At 36.6% G+C, this 18,717-nt stretch carries 10 protein-coding genes, 2 rRNA genes and 1 pseudogene (1 of these 13 cut by a window edge); 8 read left to right on the top strand and 5 right to left on the bottom strand.

The genetic code is table 11. The features are described 5' to 3' along the window. Positions 1 to 83 precede the first annotated feature (83 nt). The 8 genes and pseudogenes from H5J24_RS26075 (at position 84) to H5J24_RS00045 (ending at position 12,740) form a co-directional block, all read left to right on the top strand. A pseudogene (locus H5J24_RS26075) lies at positions 84 to 3,244 on the top strand (SusC/RagA family TonB-linked outer membrane protein). Positions 3,245 to 3,262: 18 nt separating this feature from the next. After that, positions 3,263 to 4,783 carry a SusD/RagB family nutrient-binding outer membrane lipoprotein gene (locus tag H5J24_RS00075; protein WP_068944990.1) on the top strand — a complete coding sequence of 507 codons (1,521 nt, stop codon included), beginning with the start codon at positions 3,263 to 3,265 and terminating at the stop codon, positions 4,781 to 4,783. Between the two features lie 83 nt (positions 4,784 to 4,866). Further along, a complete protein-coding gene (locus H5J24_RS00070) occupies positions 4,867 to 7,212 on the top strand; it encodes a phosphocholine-specific phospholipase C (RefSeq protein WP_068944991.1) in 2,346 nt (781 codons plus the stop codon). A gap of 188 nt (positions 7,213 to 7,400) precedes the next feature. Further along, a complete protein-coding gene (locus tag H5J24_RS00065) occupies positions 7,401 to 7,979 on the top strand; it encodes a hypothetical protein (protein WP_068944992.1) in 579 nt (192 codons plus the stop codon). A 98-nt stretch (positions 7,980 to 8,077) separates the two neighbouring features. Beyond that, the gene (locus tag H5J24_RS00060) at positions 8,078 to 8,881 is read left to right on the top strand and encodes a WxL protein host-binding domain-containing protein (protein WP_228407686.1); all 804 of its coding nucleotides are present in this window, start codon (positions 8,078 to 8,080) and stop codon (positions 8,879 to 8,881) included. Beyond that, entirely contained in the window at positions 8,874 to 11,624 is a 2,751-nt protein-coding gene (locus H5J24_RS00055) for a hypothetical protein (RefSeq protein ID WP_068944993.1), read from the top strand. The genes H5J24_RS00060 and H5J24_RS00055 overlap by 8 nt, the downstream gene beginning before the upstream one ends. Continuing rightward, positions 11,621 to 12,148, top strand: coding sequence for a hypothetical protein (locus tag H5J24_RS00050; protein WP_068944994.1), 528 nt, complete (start codon positions 11,621 to 11,623; stop codon positions 12,146 to 12,148). The genes H5J24_RS00055 and H5J24_RS00050 overlap by 4 nt, the downstream gene beginning before the upstream one ends. A gap of 94 nt (positions 12,149 to 12,242) precedes the next feature. Beyond that, complete coding sequence (locus H5J24_RS00045; protein WP_141395741.1) at positions 12,243 to 12,740, top strand: hypothetical protein; 498 nt, start codon at positions 12,243 to 12,245, stop codon at positions 12,738 to 12,740. A gap of 84 nt (positions 12,741 to 12,824) precedes the next feature. Here the strand turns inward: H5J24_RS00045 and H5J24_RS00040 are convergent, their stop codons facing one another. The 5 genes from H5J24_RS00040 to H5J24_RS00020 form a co-directional block, all read right to left on the bottom strand. Further along, on the bottom strand, positions 12,825 to 14,690 hold the full coding sequence (locus H5J24_RS00040) for a SusD/RagB family nutrient-binding outer membrane lipoprotein (RefSeq protein ID WP_232815946.1): 1,866 nt from the start codon (positions 14,688 to 14,690) through the stop codon (positions 12,825 to 12,827). Positions 14,691 to 14,737: 47 nt separating this feature from the next. After that, on the bottom strand, positions 14,738 to 17,008 hold the full coding sequence (locus tag H5J24_RS00035; RefSeq protein WP_232815945.1) for a SusC/RagA family TonB-linked outer membrane protein: 2,271 nt from the start codon (positions 17,006 to 17,008) through the stop codon (positions 14,738 to 14,740). A 41-nt stretch (positions 17,009 to 17,049) separates the two neighbouring features. Next, positions 17,050 to 17,508 carry a TonB-dependent receptor plug domain-containing protein gene (locus H5J24_RS00030; protein WP_232815944.1) on the bottom strand — a complete coding sequence of 153 codons (459 nt, stop codon included), beginning with the start codon at positions 17,506 to 17,508 and terminating at the stop codon, positions 17,050 to 17,052. 666 nt (positions 17,509 to 18,174) lie between these two features. Then, a 5S ribosomal RNA gene (rrf, locus tag H5J24_RS00025) occupies positions 18,175 to 18,282 on the bottom strand. Positions 18,283 to 18,461: 179 nt separating this feature from the next. Next, positions 18,462 to 18,717: ribosomal RNA gene (locus H5J24_RS00020) — 23S ribosomal RNA — on the bottom strand; it runs 2,501 nt beyond the window's last position.

Genomic DNA, 18,717 nt, shown 5'->3' with positions numbered 1-18,717 from the left:
AAAAATACACAAATTGTATTTTTATCTTAATATGATCGTAAAATTTACGTAATAGTACCCGGCTAAATTTGCATTCAAAAAAAATGAAGAAAGCTTTAGCTACGTTTGCCGTTTTTTTACTTCCCTTATATATTACAGCTCAGGAGATTGCCGTTTCCGGAAATGTAAAATCTGAAAATGGGACCAGTGTTTCCGGGGTAAATATTACCGATAAAAACACAGGAAAAACCGCTACAACAGATGAAAATGGGAATTTTACCATTTCAGCCAGCCCCAAAGACATTCTGGAGTTCTTTTCTCCTGATTTTTCTGTTTATACTGTGGAGGTTTCTTCAAAAAAGCAATATTCTATTGTGTTGAAAAAGACCAATGAAAAACAGATTGAAGGTGTTGTTATTACCGCTTTGGGAATTGCTAAGAAAAAAGAAAAGATTGGATATTCTACCCAGGAAGTGGGAACTAAACAGTTTGAAACCATCACCACACCAAGTATTGGTAATTTATTCTCAGGACAGGTAGCTGGTCTGAATGTTTCTAATCCAACAGGGATGCAGCAAGCGCCTCAGTTTACTTTAAGAGGAAATTCCAATCTGGTATTCGTCATTGATGGAGTGATTGTAGAAAAGGAAGTTTTTCAAAATTTAGATCCTAACAATATAGAAAACATCAACGTTCTGAAAGGAGCCACTGCTTCTGCTCTTTACGGTTCAAGAGGTCGGTATGGAGCTATCCTGATTACTACAAAAAGTGCCAAAAAGAAAGGATTCTCTGTGGAATTTTCTCAGAATACCATGATTACGGGCGGGTTTACCAACCTTCCAAAAACCCAGACTGAATATGGTAATGGTTCTCAAGGCAAATATGAATTCTGGGATGGTGCAGATGGCGGAGTAAATGATGGTGATATGATCTGGGGTCCTAAATTTGTTCCCGGGCTAAAGCTTGCTCAATGGAACAGCCCCATCCGAGATAAAGCAACAGGGCAGGTTATTCCATGGTATGGAGCAGTAACAGACACCCAGTATAATGATAAATCAAGATATGAAAGAGTTCCGATCGACTGGAAATACCACGATAATTTGAGCACTTTCTTAAAGCCTGCCATTATCAACAATAATAATTTTGCAATCAGCTATCGAAATAATAAAGATATTTACAGGTTTTCGGGGAACTTTATGAATTATGATGACAGGGTTCCGAACTCTTATCTTCAGAAATACGGAATCAACTTCTCTTCCGAAAATCATTTTGGAGATAAATTAATCTTTGATACAAAATTTAATTTCAATCAGGCTTTTACTCCAAATGTTCCTAATTACGAGTACAATCCCAGCGGACACATGTATACTATTCTGATCTGGATGGGAGGTGATGTGGATGGGAATGCCTTAAAAAACCACATGTGGATTCCCGGAAAAGAAGGCAGAGCTCAGGCTAACTGGAATTATGCATGGTACAATAACCCTTGGTTCGGAGCTGAATATTATAAAAATCAAAACAGAACTAACATTATTAATGCCCAGACCGGATTAGAATATAAGGCTACACAAGATTTTTCAGTAAAAGGAAAGATCTCCCTTGTTGAAAATCACAGTAAGTCTGAAACATTCAGCCCTTATTCTTATTTCAATTACAGTGCCCCAAGAAGTGGCGGATATATCGTAAAAGATCTGAAAACCTGGAACCTCAACTACGATGTTCTGGCTACTTATAAAAAGAAAATCTCTGAGAATTTTGATTTGACGATCAATGCCGGAGGTTCAGCATTTTACTTTAAAAACAATAGGGATGAGACCTCTACTGATGGTTTAAAAATACCGGAAATATATTCATTTGACAATTCTATCGGAGCTCTCAAAAAATATATACATATCTGAAAGAAAAGCTGATCTATAGCGCTTATTCTACAATTGACATCGGGTTATACAATGCTTTCTTCATCAACATCTCCGGACGTAATGACTGGTCTTCTACTCTGCCAAAAGCCAACAGATCTTACTTCTACCCTTCCGCATCCATCAGTGCTGTGATTTCCAATCTGGTAAAAATGCCGGAAGCTGTCAATATGCTGAAACTTTCCGCTTCATGGGCAAAAGTGGCATATGATTTCCAGCCTTACTCCATCCGAAACTATTATTCGAATAATAAAGGAATTAGTTTTAATGGTAATCCAACCTATCTTTATCCTACCATCCTGAATGTAGAAAACACACTGAAACCAGAACAGACCAAATCTTATGAATTGGGATTAAGCGCCGGCCTATTCAATAACAGGATTACTTTAGATGCTACTTATTTCAGAACTCTTGATTACAACAATATTCTGGAATTTCCAAGCGCTGAATCATCAGGTTTCATCTCTCAGTATGTAAACGGTAATGAATATACTACAAAAGGATTCGAAATTTCACTTGGACTGATCCCAATAAAGACTGCTGATTTTACCTGGAAAACATTAATTAACTGGAGTACCTATGAGCAAAAGCTGACTTCTATTTATGATAATATGCCTAACTACAACAATATCAAGTTGGGAGAAAGAATGGACAGCTACTATGATTACACGTGGCAAAAATCTCCGGATGGACAGGTAATTCTGGATGCCAAATCAGGAATGCCGACCAGAGCTAATACACCAAGTAATCTGGGACACTTCAATCCGGACTGGACCTTTGGGTTCAACAATACCTTCAAGTATAAAAAACTATCCTTAAATATCGGAATTGACGGAAGTATTGGTGGAATCATGAGATCTCAGGTAGTTGAAAAAATGTGGTGGGGTGGAAAACATCCCAATTCTGTAGCGTATAGAGATCTTGAATATGCTAACCCGGGAACCTATTATTTTGTTCCAAATGGGGTAAACTATGATCCTGCAACAGGCAAATATACTCAGCATACCAAGCCTATCAACTTCCAGGATTGGGCACAGAATTACCCATACCAGGCCAGAGTAACTCAGGATGAAAGTGAAGAATTTGCCAATGTTTTCGACAGAACCTTTATCAAGCTAAGATCCGTGGTACTAGAATATGATTTCTCTTCTTTACTGAATCCAAAAGGAATGATCAAGGGATTCACAGCCAATATCTCTGCTTACAATCTGGCCATGTGGAAAAAATCGAAGAATCTTTATTCTGACCCTGATTTTCAGATCAGATCGGGAAGAACGGGTGATACCACCAATGACATTCAGGATCCTTCAAGCAGATGGTTCGGAATCGGATTTAATCTTAAGTTTTAATTTAAAGACGACCTTACAATGAAAAATAATATATTCAAAACAAAAGACTTAAAGAACAAAAAAGTAAAAAAACTGATTACAGCTGTATTTACAGCAGGAGTACTGGCATTGACATCATGCGAATCCAATCTTGATAAAATCAATGAAAACCCGAACGACCAGGCAAGTATTGATCCTAAATACCTTCTCACTTATGTTGCGAAAGATGCCTTTTGGGTAAATGGAGACAATATGTATGCCTCAAGAATGATGATTGGTACAGATGGTGAAAATACGTTTCAATACCTGAAATGGAATGATGCCTCTTTTGAAGTTTATTCTAAAGGGCTTCTTAATACGGGAAAAATAATGCAGGAGGGTGAAAAGAGAAATAATAAAAACTATTTGGCTGTAGGTAAATTCCTGAGAGCCTATTACTTCTTTAATACAAGTTTAAAAGTAGGCAGCATTCCTTATTCGGAAGCTGTAAAAGGTGAATCAGGGATAACACAGCCTAAATATGACACTCAGGATGTAGTAATGGCCGGAATTTTATCAGAATTAAAAGAAGCCAATGATCTTATTAATTCCAATGATAAAATTGAAGGAGATATTATCTTCAACGGGGATGCTGCCAAATGGAAAAAACTCATCAATTCTTTCCGTTTGAAAATCTTAATCACTTTATCTAAAAAAACAACGGTTGGAAGCTATAATATCGCCACCGAATTTGCTTCTATCGCAGGAAGCCAGCCTTTGATGACTTCTATTGCAGATAATGGAGAGCTTAAGTTCGCAGATGCTGCAGACAGCCGATATTCCATGTTCAACAACAGTGGATATGGATCAAGCTTGTACATGGCAGATTATTTCATTAATCTATTTAAAGACAGAAAAGATCCGCGTTTGTTCACATTTGCCTCTCAAACCACAGGCGCTAAAGAAGCAGGAAAAGCAATCACAGACTTTACAGGATACAATGGCGGAGATCCTATTTCTCCTTATTCTGAAAATGCTAAATTAATTACAGCAAAGAACATCTCCAAGGTAAACGATCGTTTTTATAAAGATCCAACCAATGAACCGTCTTCGATTTTAAGTTATTCAGAACTGGAATTTATTTTGGCTGAAGCTGCGGCAAGAGGATGGATTTCCGGATCGGCAAAGACTCATTATGATAATGCAATCAAGGCAAGTTTTAATTTTTATCAGACCTATGTAAAAAATGCCGGGCAGTATTTTACAGGTTTTGATGTAAATCAGTATCTGGCAACACCTTTGGTAGTATACAATAATTCTGCTCCCGTACAGGAACAGGTGGAAAAAATCATCACTCAAAAATATATGATCATGTTCCACCAGTCACAATGGACTTCTTATTATGATTATTTAAGAACAGGATATCCTAATTATCCTTTAAGTACTGGGACATCGGCGCCATTTAGGTTCAGGTATCCTCAGTCTGAATACAATTACAACAGTACTAATTTAAAGGCTGCTCTTGCCGCTCAGTATGGAGGAAATGATAAGATAAGCTCCAAACCTTGGTGGTTACAATAGAAATCTGACTTATTTTTATACCCAACAAAGAAATCGCAGGAAAATCCTATTAACTTGCGGTTTCTTTCTTATTACGATAGATCATGAACAGAAGAGAATTTTTAGAAAAATCAAGTATTTTATTGGCTGGATTAGGAACCTCAAGTGTTTTACATCCAGCTATTCTAAAGGCTTTGGCTATAGATCCGGCTGCACAGTCCACATTTTATGATGCAGAACATGTTGTTATTCTGATGCAGGAAAACCGTTCATTCGATCATGCTTTTGGAGCCCTTAAAGGAGTCCGCGGATTCCTTGATAAAAGAACTTTCATAAAACAGGATGGTCACTCCGCTTTTTTTCAAAAGGAAAAAACAGGAAAATATGCCGCTCCGGCACGTCTGGATCTGAGAAATACCAAATCAACCTGGATGAGCTCCCTTCCCCATTCATGGGAAAATCAACAGCAGGCATTTAATAAAGGAAAATATGACCAGTGGCTTCAGGCTAAAGCTTCGGGTAATGAAAATTACAAAAATATTCCACTTACCTTAGGGTACTATAATCGTGAAGATCTTCCGTTTTATTATCAGCTTGCAGATGCCTTTACCATATTTGACCAATACTTCTGTTCTTCAATGACTGGAACTACTCCAAACAGGCTTTTCCATTGGTCTGGGACCTTGAGAGAGCAGCAAAATGGTAAATCAAAAGCTAATGTGGTCAACGATGATATTGATTATGATAAAGCAAGACAAGCAAAATGGAAAAGTTTCCCTGAAATTTTAGAGGAACAAAATGTTTCATGGCGTATTTATCAAAATGAAATCAGTCTTCCAAAAGGATTATCAGGAGAGCAGGAAGCATGGCTAAGTAATTTTACAGATAATCCGATTGAATGGTTTTCAAAATTCAATGTAAAGTTTTCTAAAGGATATTATCAACACATTCCCAATATGATCGCTTCGCTGAAGCAGGAAATTCTGAAAAAACCTAGTCAGAAAGAAAGACTGGAGGCTATTATTGTGGAGCTCCAGGAAGATCAGGTGAAATATCACCCTGATAATTATTCAAAGCTTTCTCAAATGGAAAAGAATCTTCATGAAAAAGCTTTTACTACCAATTCAAATGACCCTGATTATCATAATCTGGAAATTGGAAAAGATGAGCATGGAGAAAGATTGGTAGTACCCAAAGGTGATGTATTATTCCAGTTCCGAAAGGATGTGGAAGAGAAGAAACTTCCATTGGTTTCATGGCTGGTAGCTCCTGAACACTTCTCAGATCATCCGGGATCTCCATGGTATGGGGCATGGTATATTTCTGAGGTTCTGAATATCCTGACCAAGGATCCTGAAATGTGGAAAAAAACAATCTTCATTATCAATTATGATGAAAATGACGGTTATTTCGATCACGTCATCCCTTTTGCTCCGCCATTGAACCCTAGCCAACCGGTTGATATCAATGGAAAAAGCGGTGTGGAATATGTGGACAAGGCTCAGGAATATATGTCTGATCCCACTTTAAAAGACTATGAAAAAGCAGAAGGAACAGTAGGATTAGGATACAGAGTTCCTATGATTATTGCTTCCCCATGGACGAAAGGAGGTTTTGTTAATTCTGAAGTTTCAGATCATACTTCAGTATTGCAGTTTCTGGAGAAATTCATCATGAAGAAATTCAATAAAGATGTTCATGTAGACAACATCAGTGAATGGAGACGAGCGGTTTGTGGAGATCTTACTTCAGCTTTTAATTCTTCAAATATCAAGGCTCCACAAATGAATTACCTGGATCAGAAAGATTATGCTAAAACAATCAATGCAGCTAAAAATAAACCTGTCCCCCAATTGAAATGGTATACTGAGAATGAGCTGAACAAAGATTTACTAGAAATTCAGGAAAAGGGAATGAAGCCTTCCAATCCTCTTCCATACAACTTTCAGGTAAATTTGGATGAAGGTAAGATTACAATGACCAATTTAAAGGAAAATGGTGTTCCCCTGCATCTTTATGACAGAACACAATTTATCAATACCAGTAATTATTATTTCTCCTATACATTATATTCCAGGAAGGAACTATCCCATCCGGCGGTACAATCAGGAAACTATGATTATGAAGTGTTTGGGCCTAATGGCTTTTTCCGAAAATTTAAAGGAAATAATATTCCGGAATCAAACATTACTTTAATCAATAATCCATCAAAAAATCAGGTTGAACTGATCATTAAAAATGGGAAAAAAGGAAGTATTACTTTTGAAAATCTGTATGAAAAAAGCAAAAAAACAGTTGCTATTCAGAAACCGGAAGAGAAAATAGTGATTGATCTTACCTCATTCAAAGGCTGGTATGACTTAAAAATAACCTCAGGTGAACATATCTGGCACTTTGCAGGAAGAATAGAAACAGGAAAAGTTTCTGTTTCAGATCCACACTGGGCATAAAGCAATATTCTTATCAAAACATTGTAAATCCTGTACAAATGTGCAGGATTTTTTGTACGCTAAAGGTGAAATATTTTTCAATCATATCACATTACAATAGAGAAATATTTAACAATATGAAAATTATCATATATTTATTTCATAATTAGTTGATTTTTATTATTTTCACTCTACTAATAATTAAGATCATGAATAAATTAAAATTAACGGTAGCAATGTCTTTATTTACAGCTGCCATATCCGGAAATTTAAGAGCTCAGGATTCCAATACAGACAGCCATACGATTACCATTTCGGTTCCGGATGTTGCCCTTGTAGATATTGAACCTGCTGCTACAAAAAATATCACGTTAGGATTTACTGCTCCTACTGAGGCAGGTAACGCTATTGTACCTAGTGCAGCCAACAATACTTTATGGCTTAATTATTCTACTATCAAGTCCGATGCTAAACCTTCCCGTAGTGTAACTGTAAAACTTAATGCTGTTATTCCCGGAATAGATGTGCAAGTAACAGCCGCTTCTGCTACAGGAGCAGGAGGAGGAGGTGTAGGAACAACCGCTGGGCTTTTAACTTTAAGTGGTGCTGACCAGACCCTTATTTCCGGTATTGGAAGTGCTTATACAGGCAATGGTGCTAATAATGGACATAATCTTACGTATGCCCTTGCTGCAGGAAGTGGCCCTGGTGGCGTAGCCAATTATTCAGATTTAACGGTAAAAGCATCTACTATGGCTACTGTTACCTATACCTTAGTAGACAACTAGAACTCTAAATATTCAATTCTGTATTTCAAAAAACAAGAAGAAATTGTATTCCAGTTTCTTCCTGTTTTTATATTATTAATTATAAACCAACATTTTATATGATCATTAATCGTATTCTTTTGTTAATCACTATGATTTTGCAGTTCAGCTTTTTACATGCCGGCATTGTGGTTCTTAACGGGCTTACGCATTCCTACAAAATAGAAAACGGAAAAGTTTACAAAGGGAAAATTGCGATTGAGAATACGAGCAGCAGCCCACAAAATGTAAAATTATTTTTGCAGGATTTTTCTTACCATGCTGATGGTACCATTAATTATACGGAATTGCATACTCAGAAAAGAACTAATGCAGATTGGATAAAACTGAACACCAATCTGGTCACCCTGAAAGGTAAAGAAAAAACAGAAGTGTTTTATGAAGTTACTGTTCCCAATCAAGCTATAGATCCCGGAAGCTATTGGAGTGTCATCATTGTAGAGCCTGTAGACGAGATAAAACCAAGCGACAAGCAACCTGGTGTAAGCATTACCTCTGTAATCCGGTATGCTATTCAGGTCATTACAGATTACGACACGGAAAAGGCCAAACCGGACCTTATATTCGAAAATATCAAAGTAGAAAAAGAAGAAGGAAAACAAACTGTAAAAATGGCAATAGCCAATCATGGAAATCTCTATTGCAAATCAACAGCATCCATTGAGATTTATAATCGTAAAACCGGAGATAAGGTAGGAACCTTCTCAAGTTTAACAATGGGGTTACTACCTTCTACTTCCAAAACTTTTTACATTGATATCAGTAAAGTGCCACCTGCTCAGTACAAAGCTACTGTAATAGCAACGGATGAAGATGAGAACGCCTTTGCGATCAATGTGGAACTAGAAGTAAAAAATGATTAAAACCTGGACATTATTTATTGTTATCCTATTCCCGTTATTTACTTTTTCTCAACAGTCAATCAACCGATTGGCGAGTAAAAAGGATAGCTTAATACCGGGAACATCTACTTCTGTTCCTTTCAGTCTGGAAAACAACTCGTCTGAAAATAAGGTATATGATATCTCAGTTATCACTTCAAGTCCGCTTATCACTCCTATCTTAGAAAAAGGAGATTTTCAGCTTCCATCACAGGAAACTTCCGTATATCTTGTTCCCTTGCGTATTTCTGCAGAGGCTGCTCAAGGAGAATATTCAGTCACGTTAAATATAACTGATCGTTCTAGTGGAATGTCAACCCAAAAGGTCTCACTGATTACCATTGCTGCCAATAGAAAACTTTCTCTTACTCCATTAGATTCACCGGAATTCATAAGAGCCGGAGAAACTATCCGGGCCACCTTTCTTTTAAAAAACAATGGAAATATTACTGAAAATATCAGCCTGGAAAGTAAAAATGCCATTGTCGATCATGATTCATCAATTATCCTTGCCCCAAACGAATCCAAAGTTGTTACCATCCATAAAAAGACCAATCCGGAACTTGGTCAAAATGAATTTCAAAATCTAAATCTTTCGGTGTATTCTAAAGATAATCCTAAAGAAAATCAAAGCATTTATATCAGTACCCAGGTGATCTCCATACAGCCAGCCAATATGGACATCTATCACAGGCTCCCGGTAGTGGCCTCATTATCCTTTGTTGGGATGAAAAATATGGGAGTCTACCATGACGGTTTTCAAGGTGAGATCTATGGGAAAGGAGCTTTGGATAAGGAGAATAAAAATCAGATTGAATTTCATGCTGCCACCCACAATCCAATTGAGCTCAATACATTTACTCAATATGAAGAATATTTTGTGAACTATAAAAGGGATAATTTATTTGTTCATCTGGGTGATAAAACATACTCTTCTTCTTATTTAACTGAATTTGCCAGGTATGGCCGCGGTGCAGAAATCCGGTATAATTTCAATAAGGTAAGTTTAGGTGGTTTTTACAACCATCCCCGGTTTTTCAGAGATATTAAAGATGAGTTTAATATTTATTCAGCATTTAAAATCCGTAAAGAATCTGAAATTTCAGTTGGATATCTTTATAAAATACCAATGAAGGAAAACTCTGATTTCAGGAATATACAATTAGATTCTGAAGCTCATCTTCCTTATACTAAAGGGAAATTCAAAATCTCTAAGAATATTAATATCTCCGGAGAATTTGCCTATAGTACAACCAAGAAAAACGAGGGAACAGCGTATATGGCACAAGCTGAGGTCAATTTTGAAAAACTCAATGGAAATCTGATGTATATGAAAGCAAGCCCTGAGTATGCAGGATACTTTACCAATACCAATACTTTCAGCGGATATTTTCAGTATAGATTATCTAAGAAAATCAATGTTTTTGCCAATTATATGCAGGATGCTAAAAACTTTCAGCGGGATACCTTGTTTCTGGCGGCTCCCTATCGAAAGTATTTTCAGTATGGAATACAATATAAATACCTATCCAATGGTTCTATTACCTTTAATAATGGATATCAAAAGTATCAGGATCGTTTAGAACCCAAACAGTTTGATTACTATGAGCGCTTCTTCAGAGCTTCTTTAGATCAACGTATCGGAATGTTTCAGGTTAATCTTGAAGGACAGTTTGGAAAGACAGACAATTATTTGACAGGATTTAATGGCAACTCAACTTTATATTCTGCAAATCTATCCTTTGAAAAATTCAAAACATCATTCAATGTCTTTGGAAGCTATGCGGTTACTTCCAGATATCTGTTACAAAATCAAAAACAGTTGTACTATGGAGCAAGAGTTTTTAGCAAATTCTCTGATAAGACCAGCTTAAGTATTTTTTATCAGAACAACTACATGCCTGAAGAATATTTTAAAGACCGGAATTTATTTGAATTGTTATTCCATCAGCAACTATTTCCTGGAAATGAACTTGATCTTTCGGGCAGATACTCCCTACAAAGAGGACAAATAGGAGATAAGGATTTTATATTTTCACTGCGTTATACCTGGCGGCCAAACATCCCGGTGCAAAGAACAGCTGAGTATGTTTCACTTTCTGGCAATATCAGTAACCTTGGAATCAAAAAAACAGAAGGAATACGATTACTGCTGGGTAGTTATTTATCCGTTACAGACAAAGAAGGGAATTATCTGTTTAAAAATGTTACTCCCGGAAATTATTTCCTGGAAATAGACCGCACCACCACAGAGATTAATGATATCCCGACTGTCTCTCTTCCAGCAGCTTTATCTCTCAATACTAAAGAAAACATTTTTAATTTTGGGTTAACTATAGCAGCTAATGTACAGGGCTCTGTTCAACTTTCGGAAACAGAAGAAAAAAACCAGACAGATATTGACGCTTTACAGACTAAAAAAGGGAAGAATAAAAGGGAAAGTATTATTATAGAAGCTACTAGCAACGATCAGACTTATCGTAAAATTTGTTTTATAGGGGAACCTTTTGATTTTACTTATCTCCGCCCGGGAGACTGGACCGTTAAGCTCTATAGAAACGGCCTTGATAAGCGATATAAAATTTCAACAGATAAATTTCAATTTACTTTAAAATCTTCAGAAACAAAGAAACTCAATATTCAGATCGTCAAGCAGCAAATAGAAATCAAGTATCAACAGGAATCCTTAAAAGTAGGATATAATCAAATAAAAAATAAGAAATGATTTTGAAACACTCCCTATTATTAGCATCTTTTATTTTTTCCGGTTTATTATATTCTCAAGCCAATGTTACATTGACTTTACCTGTTGTGACTTTAATGGACATAGAACCTGCAGGAAATATTATTCTAAACTTCACAGCCCCTACTGAAGCTGGAAATCCTTTGGGAAACCCAACTCCTAACACCTCAAAATGGATCAACTATACTTCTGCAATTACTTCCGGAGGACTTACCAGGAGAATTACAGCAGCTATTAGTGGCACAACTCTTATACAGGGGGTGAATATCAGGCTGCAGGCTGCCGCGGCATCCGGAGCAGGAGGTGGTACCTTAGGAACCCCTTCGGCACAGGTAACCCTTACCAATACTCCTATTACCATCATAAGTGGCATTGGAGGAGCTTACACTGGTAATGGTGCTAATAATGGACATCGCCTTACGATATCTCTCGTTCCAAGCACATATGCAAATTTATCTGCACAAAGCAATACAGCTCTTACCATTGTCTATACCATTACAGAATAAAAACGGAAATATGAAAATGAATAGCTTTTTCTTCGAAAAAATCCTTATAAAAAGGCATATATATACTTTTATTTTGTTCGTAATCAGCAGTTATATGGAAGCTCAAGTAGTCAATGTTTCCGGAAGTTGGACTGCCAATATCCCTTCCATTACTGAAGCAGGAAATAATTATTCCGGAACTTATGATAATACGGGTAATACTGGCACTAATCAAATAAAACTATCTGGAACATTACCCGGATCCTTTCTCAATCTTCTTTCAAGCTCAGGGGCAAAGATGACAATGCACTACACATCCAATCCATGGAACAGTTCTATGACTCTTTCTGCAAGAAGAACCGGTGGAACAACAACAATAAACGGAGTCTGCCTTCTTTGTACGGCCTCTATTAATGGAGGCACAACTTACATCCCAATACCATCAGCATCCGATGTAACGTTTGTTACTTTTACTTTTAGCGGGGTTTTAGGTCTTGGCAATAGTGTTAATTTTTCAGATATTGTTTTACTACTGCAGGTATCCGGTGTTTCCGTTACAATTCCCGCAAGCACTTATGGTGCGCGGGTGGTTTTCACCATAGTCGCAAATTAATGGAGAAAGCTATTGAAAATAACGGCATACAATAAATCCCCCTTTTCAAAATTTGGAAAGGGGGATTTATAAAATATATTCCGTTTAGTGCTTTGCCCACCAAAGAGGAGTGAGCACAGCATCTTGTCCACCCAGCAATTGAACTGCTTTTGTATATCCATCCTGATCTGTATTCCTGAAGGTACTTGGGTACCTTAACCTTTGAGGGAAATTCTGAATAGAATTAGTCATATAATTTCCTGAATTTAGATTAGGTAAATTAACCAATGGTGTTTCTATTGCAGGATTTTCAAAGAAAGGTAATCCCAGTCTTCTTTGATCACTCCAGGACTCTAACGGAAGCCATGGCATATTCGCAATATATTTTTGAGTAATGATTTTCGTAAGTTTATCGTTTTTCACCGAACCATTTTTGTAAATCGTATTTACAGGGTATTTAATCTCAACAGAAACCATACTACCTGTAGAAGGATCTTTATAATTCATCGTATGGCTGGCTCCAGGTTCTGCTACATGACTGTAAGCAACAGAAGTTCCATCACGATTATAATCAGTTGAGGTAATATATTGGTTATAGAATTGAGATACTCCATTATAGGCAAAGCTATCCTGAATTCCTTTATTATAAGCGGCAACATCACTCATAGGAACAGACCATCCTTTTAAAGCAGCTTCCGCCATCAGGAAATAGGTTTCCCAGCTTGCAAAGAAAATTCTATCGTTTTTACCTTCTCTGTACTGTTTTCCTAAAGCCGGCATACATCCAATAACACCTCTTAATCCGTTTCTTTGTCCCTTTACTCCCCAATTCCCTATTGTGGTCGTATTCCAGGTATTTACCGTATTAATTGTAACCTTAGACCCGTTGGCAAAAGTAAGATCCCCTTTATTGGTACTCGCCTGGTTAGTATAAGTCGGATAAAGTGAATAAATGGGATTATTAAAATCTCCTGGAATATAGAATGTTTTATAGGCTCTCGGATCTATTTTGTTGGGAAGCCCATCCAGCCAATATCCGGCACTTGGATCGTTGGTCATTGTGGAGAACTGTTCATCATATTTTATACCGATATAATCAGAGGCTTTCACGGCTGCATGCTGTGCAGCCGGCAGTTGATCTGTAGAATTGACCCCTCCTAATCCGATATACATATTATTAAGGGTTGCTGATAAAATCTGAGAATTCCATTCTCTGGACATGACTCCTGATAAAGGATTCCATCCGGTATCTTCTTTCACTTTAAAATTATCATCACTTGTACTGATCAGCATGTTTGAATTCGCCGCTGCCTCAAACTCAGTTTTTGCTTTGGCAGGATCTACTTCTGAAATTCTCATAGCAACTCTCATTCTCATGGAATTGGCATACTTTACCCATTGACTCCATTTAAATCCGTATACCATATCGTAGGCGTTAGGATTTGAAGGTACAGGCTGGTTCACATCCATTTTAGCCGTTGCATCCTTTAGCTCATCTAAAATAAAATAGTATACTTCTTTTTCAGAATTAAATCCGGGATTTACTCCTTTAAATGCCTGAATAGGCTGCGGGCCGAAATTATCAGAAAACTCACTCATTACATAAGCTCTCCAAATCCTCGCTACCTGAATAAGATTATCATAGTAAGGTTTACCCTGACCTATTTTTTTCTTTTCATTGGCGATTTCAATAGTTGCATTGGCATTATTCAGCCATTCTGAGATTCCTTTCCAATACTCTATGGTCCATGAATCATCATATGAACCACCCGCAATCCCTGTTGACAGATGCTGTCTTGCAGCGGTTTTCCAGTACAAAACAAAAGTACGTTCAGCAATATTAGGATCCTGTTGAGCTCCTAAAATAGAATTATTTAAAAAATATTCCGGTTCGGCTTTATTAATGTCTACCGAGAACGGATCGTTATTGATGTCTTCAAAATCATTACATGAGGTACAAACTACAGCCAATGCAATGAGAGATAAAATATATTTTTTTCATGATGTTATTATTAAAGTTAAAAACCTAAGGTAATAGAGAACAAATAAGATCTTGTTGTAGGAAATGCAAGATTTTCAAATCCTACAGCATTAGAATTAATTGCAAATACAGATTCTGGATCTATTCCTTTTGCTTTACTATAAATCATCCACACATTATTGGCAGTAAAGGAAACTTTAGCACTTTGCAATGCCAGCTTTTGAAAAATACTTTTAGGAAAGTTATAAGATACCTGGACATTTCTTAGCCTGATATTGGTAGCATCATAAATATTTTGTTCTGTAATACCTAGGTTTCCTGCTGTTACAGCACCCCAATAATCTTGTTGTGTGATTTCCTTTGTATTGTTGGTATACCCTCCATTTTGCTGTACCACAGCATCAAGGATAAAATTGTCTCTTCTTCCTCCTGGAGCTGTATCAGAGGCAAGTCCTACTTTTTGTAATGCAGATTGGGTAGATGAATAGAACTTTCCACCAATTCTCCCATCGATAAGAAATGAAATCCCAAAATTCTTATAGGCAAAGCTATTGGTAAATCCAAACAACGCTCTTGGTGTCTGATCTCCTAAATAATATTGTTCAGCAGTAGCCTGAGGTAAACCATTCAGTCCCACAATAAGTTTTCCATAATGAGGACTGTTAGGATCTTCTACTCTTAAAAATTTTGTTCCGTAAATAGATCCATAAGGCATACCTACTTCTGCAAAAAAGCCGACGTTATCAAATCCTGCCAAAGGATATTTTAAAACCTCCCCATCTATCCTGTCAATTGTACTCTTCAATTTAGAAAAATTTGCATTTAGATTCCATGTAAAATTTTCTTTCTTAAAAATATCTGTATTCAAAACAACTTCAATTCCACTATTACTAAGACCTCCTGAGCTTATTTTTTTATATTCATATCCGGAAAGCGGGTTCATAGGTAAATCTATGAGCTGATTGGTTGCTGTATTTCTGAAATAACTTACATCCAAAGAAATCTTATTAAAGAATTTAAGATCAGCTCCCACTTCAAAAGTTTTAAGTTTCTCTGCATGTAGGTTGGGATCATAAAGAATTTTCTTTCTACCAAGAATGGCATGCCCACTTGGATCTGCGCCTAATTTATAAGTATTGTATAGTTCGTAAGGATTTAAAGAATTTCCGGTTACCGCATAAGCAGCACGAAGCTTAGCAAAAGTTAATATTTTAGAAGTAGTACCGTTCAGCTTATTCAGCATTTCTGTTAATACTAATGATGTACTGATAGAAGGATAGAAATAAGATCTATTCTCTAGAATGAGTGTAGAAGACCAGTCATTTCTTGCGGTAGCATTAATAAACCAATACCCATCATAATTAATTTCCGCGTTCGCAAATACAGAGTTAATCTTTTTCCAGAAATCCACTTCATTATTAGCAACACTAGCAATATCACTTGTATTATTTACACTAAATACATTGGGAACAATCAAGTTTTGGGTACTAAAATACATAGCTTTTGTTCTGCTTTCCATCATTTGTCCATACACGGAAACTGTCCCACCCCATTTTCCAATTAAATTATCTTTTTTCGCTGTAAGACTTGCTATATAATTATTCTCATAAAATTTTTCTTCACTGGTTGCATAAGAATTTCTTCGTGAAGAACCTGTCCACACTCTTGCATCTGCATTCAAAGCATAGAAATCTGTGCCTACCCTTACATCTCCACTCAACCAATCATTAAATTGATACTTAAGATATCCATTCAAAAGGAAACGATCTTTCTTATCTGCATTAAGGCTATTATAAGCAGACCAATAAGGGTTGATACCATTAGGAGTAATCCAACGTGATTTTACATCGTTTTGAGTCTGTCCTTCCCTATAATCTCTTACATCAATATTCTGGGGCATAAGAAGAATATTTGGATAGTAATTACCATCTCCTTTTCCTCCCGAAGGTCTGTTATTTGCTTTTGTACTTATATATTGAACTTTTACTTCGGAGGTCCATCTTTTATTTACACCAAAATTTGAGTTCATTTTAGCCATAAAATTAAATCTCTCAAATTTAGAATTAGGAATCTGACTGTTATCATTTAAATAATTAGCTGAGGTATACAAACTCGTCCCTTCTCCTAGATTTTCCTGGAAACTTAAGGTGTGCTGCGAGCTTATTCCTGTTTTAAAGAAATTTTTTAGATTATCATAACTTTTGGCTCCTTCCAATGCTGGCCCCCAAGAAGTGGAATTATCACTAGTCGCAGAATTTACAACACCATTGAGCCCTAATCCAAAACTACGTTGCATATCTGGTTTCATAAAAAGAGTTTCAAAGCCTAAGCTTGTGGAATAGGTAATGCCTAAGCCACCTTTTCTTTTCCGGTTTTCGTTGTGATCAGAATAACCCCGTTACCCCCTCTAGATCCGTACAAAGCAGAAGCTGCTCCTCCTTTAAGAACAGACATACTTTCTATATCATCTGCATTAATATCAGCTAACCCATTTCCCATATCCAGATCCGGATTCCAGAAATCATTATTAAAGTACCCATCATTCTGTTTTGCTTTTGAACCAGCATTATTACTTAATGGCACTCCATCAACCACAATTAAAGGCTGATTATCCCCTTTAAGCGAATTGAACCCTCTAAGGTTTATTTTTGATGAAGAGGCAGCACCAAAACCTCCCTTAATCACCTGCATTCCCGCTACTTTACCAACTAAGGCATTTGTAACATTCGTTTCTTTAGCTTCAACAAGTGTTTGGCCTTTTACATCCTGGAAAGAATAGCCCAAACTCTTTTTTTCTTTTAACTCCATAGGCAGTTACGACAACTTCATCAATTTTTCCAACCTTAGCAGAATCTGTATGTTGTGCAGACAGCCTGATAAAGCAAAAAAATAAAGATGAGAGAAGTCCCGCCTTAACTATAGTTCTTTTCATAATTATATTTAATATTTTGAAATCAAATATAATATTTTAACAGTATTTAATACCATACCATTAAAAAATAAGCAAAACATTTGAGATATCCCTGAAACAATTGAAGTTATGATTTTAAATTAAAAAAAAAAGCCACTATTTTAATAGCAGCAGAAAATTTTTGAATACAAAAAAGCTTATCAACAATAGAAAAATCTGATGACTATTTTGAACGACAGTTTTTTGGTTTGAATAATGAAAATTTCTTTTGGTAATGAATGATGAGTAATCTCAGAAGAATGATAAATATTGGGATGATGTAGTGATACCAGGAGTGTATCTGTTATAGAATAAAGAATAAAGAATAAAGAACAAAGAACAAAGAACCGGATAAGAAACCGGTGGTAGGAATAGCAGCCACACGGGAATACAAGTATCATTTGATTACTCATTACTGATTGCTGATTACTGATATTTTCTCTTTTCTTTCCCTTGGGGATAAAAAGTATAAAGCAAAAAAAGTCTCACACATTACTGTATGAGACTTTTAAAAATAAAATAAAAACTGGCGGCGGCCTACTCTCCCGCGTTAGCAGTACCATCGGCGCTGGTGGGCTTAACTTCTGTGTTCGGAATGGGAACAGGTGAGCCCCACCGCTAAAACCACCCTAAAGGTTGTATATAGCAGCTGGCTTATTGCTTATTGCTATTGGCTTGTATGCCAATCGCTAATTGCTTTTTGCCAATTGCGTTTTTAAGCGATAAAAACTTTCACAAAGACAAAACCTTTACTGCGCATAAAGTACTTGTCTATTTAATATGATATTATTCTAGATTACAGCAACCAATAGGCTATAAATCTACGGGTAATTAGTACTACTTGGCTATGACATTACTGTCTTTACACCTATAGCCTATCAACGTCGTCATCTACAACGACCCTTAAAAGATGTCTCATCTTGAGGCGAGTTTCGCACTTATATGCTTTCAGTGCTTATCTCTTCCAAACGTAGCTACTCAGCGGTGCACCTGGCGGTACAACTGATACACCAGAGGTTTGTTCAATTCGGTCCTCTCGTACTAGAATCAAGCCCTCTCAAACATCT

This window comes from Chryseobacterium capnotolerans (assembly GCF_021278965.1).
Taxonomy (GTDB): Bacteria; Bacteroidota; Bacteroidia; order Flavobacteriales; family Weeksellaceae; genus Chryseobacterium; species Chryseobacterium capnotolerans.
Note: the sequence above shows the minus strand (reverse complement) of the source record. Positions and strands in the feature narration are given on the sequence as shown.

What these genes read in the sequence shown, in the direction of transcription:
- H5J24_RS00030 (WP_232815944.1), bottom strand. Translation starts at nt 17,508, where the DNA reads ATGGAGTTAAAAGAAAAAAAGAGTTTGGGCTATTCTTTCCAGGATGTA.
- H5J24_RS00070 (WP_068944991.1), top strand. Translation starts at nt 4,867, where the DNA reads ATGAACAGAAGAGAATTTTTAGAAAAATCAAGTATTTTATTGGCTGGA.
- H5J24_RS00035 (WP_232815945.1), bottom strand. Translation starts at nt 17,008, where the DNA reads ATGAAACCAGATATGCAACGTAGTTTTGGATTAGGGCTCAATGGTGTT.
- H5J24_RS00045 (WP_141395741.1), top strand. Translation starts at nt 12,243, where the DNA reads ATGGAAGCTCAAGTAGTCAATGTTTCCGGAAGTTGGACTGCCAATATC.
- H5J24_RS00065 (WP_068944992.1), top strand. Translation starts at nt 7,401, where the DNA reads ATGAATAAATTAAAATTAACGGTAGCAATGTCTTTATTTACAGCTGCC.
- H5J24_RS00050 (WP_068944994.1), top strand. Translation starts at nt 11,621, where the DNA reads ATGATTTTGAAACACTCCCTATTATTAGCATCTTTTATTTTTTCCGGT.
- H5J24_RS00060 (WP_228407686.1), top strand. Translation starts at nt 8,078, where the DNA reads ATGATCATTAATCGTATTCTTTTGTTAATCACTATGATTTTGCAGTTC.
- H5J24_RS00075 (WP_068944990.1), top strand. Translation starts at nt 3,263, where the DNA reads ATGAAAAATAATATATTCAAAACAAAAGACTTAAAGAACAAAAAAGTA.
- H5J24_RS00055 (WP_068944993.1), top strand. Translation starts at nt 8,874, where the DNA reads ATGATTAAAACCTGGACATTATTTATTGTTATCCTATTCCCGTTATTT.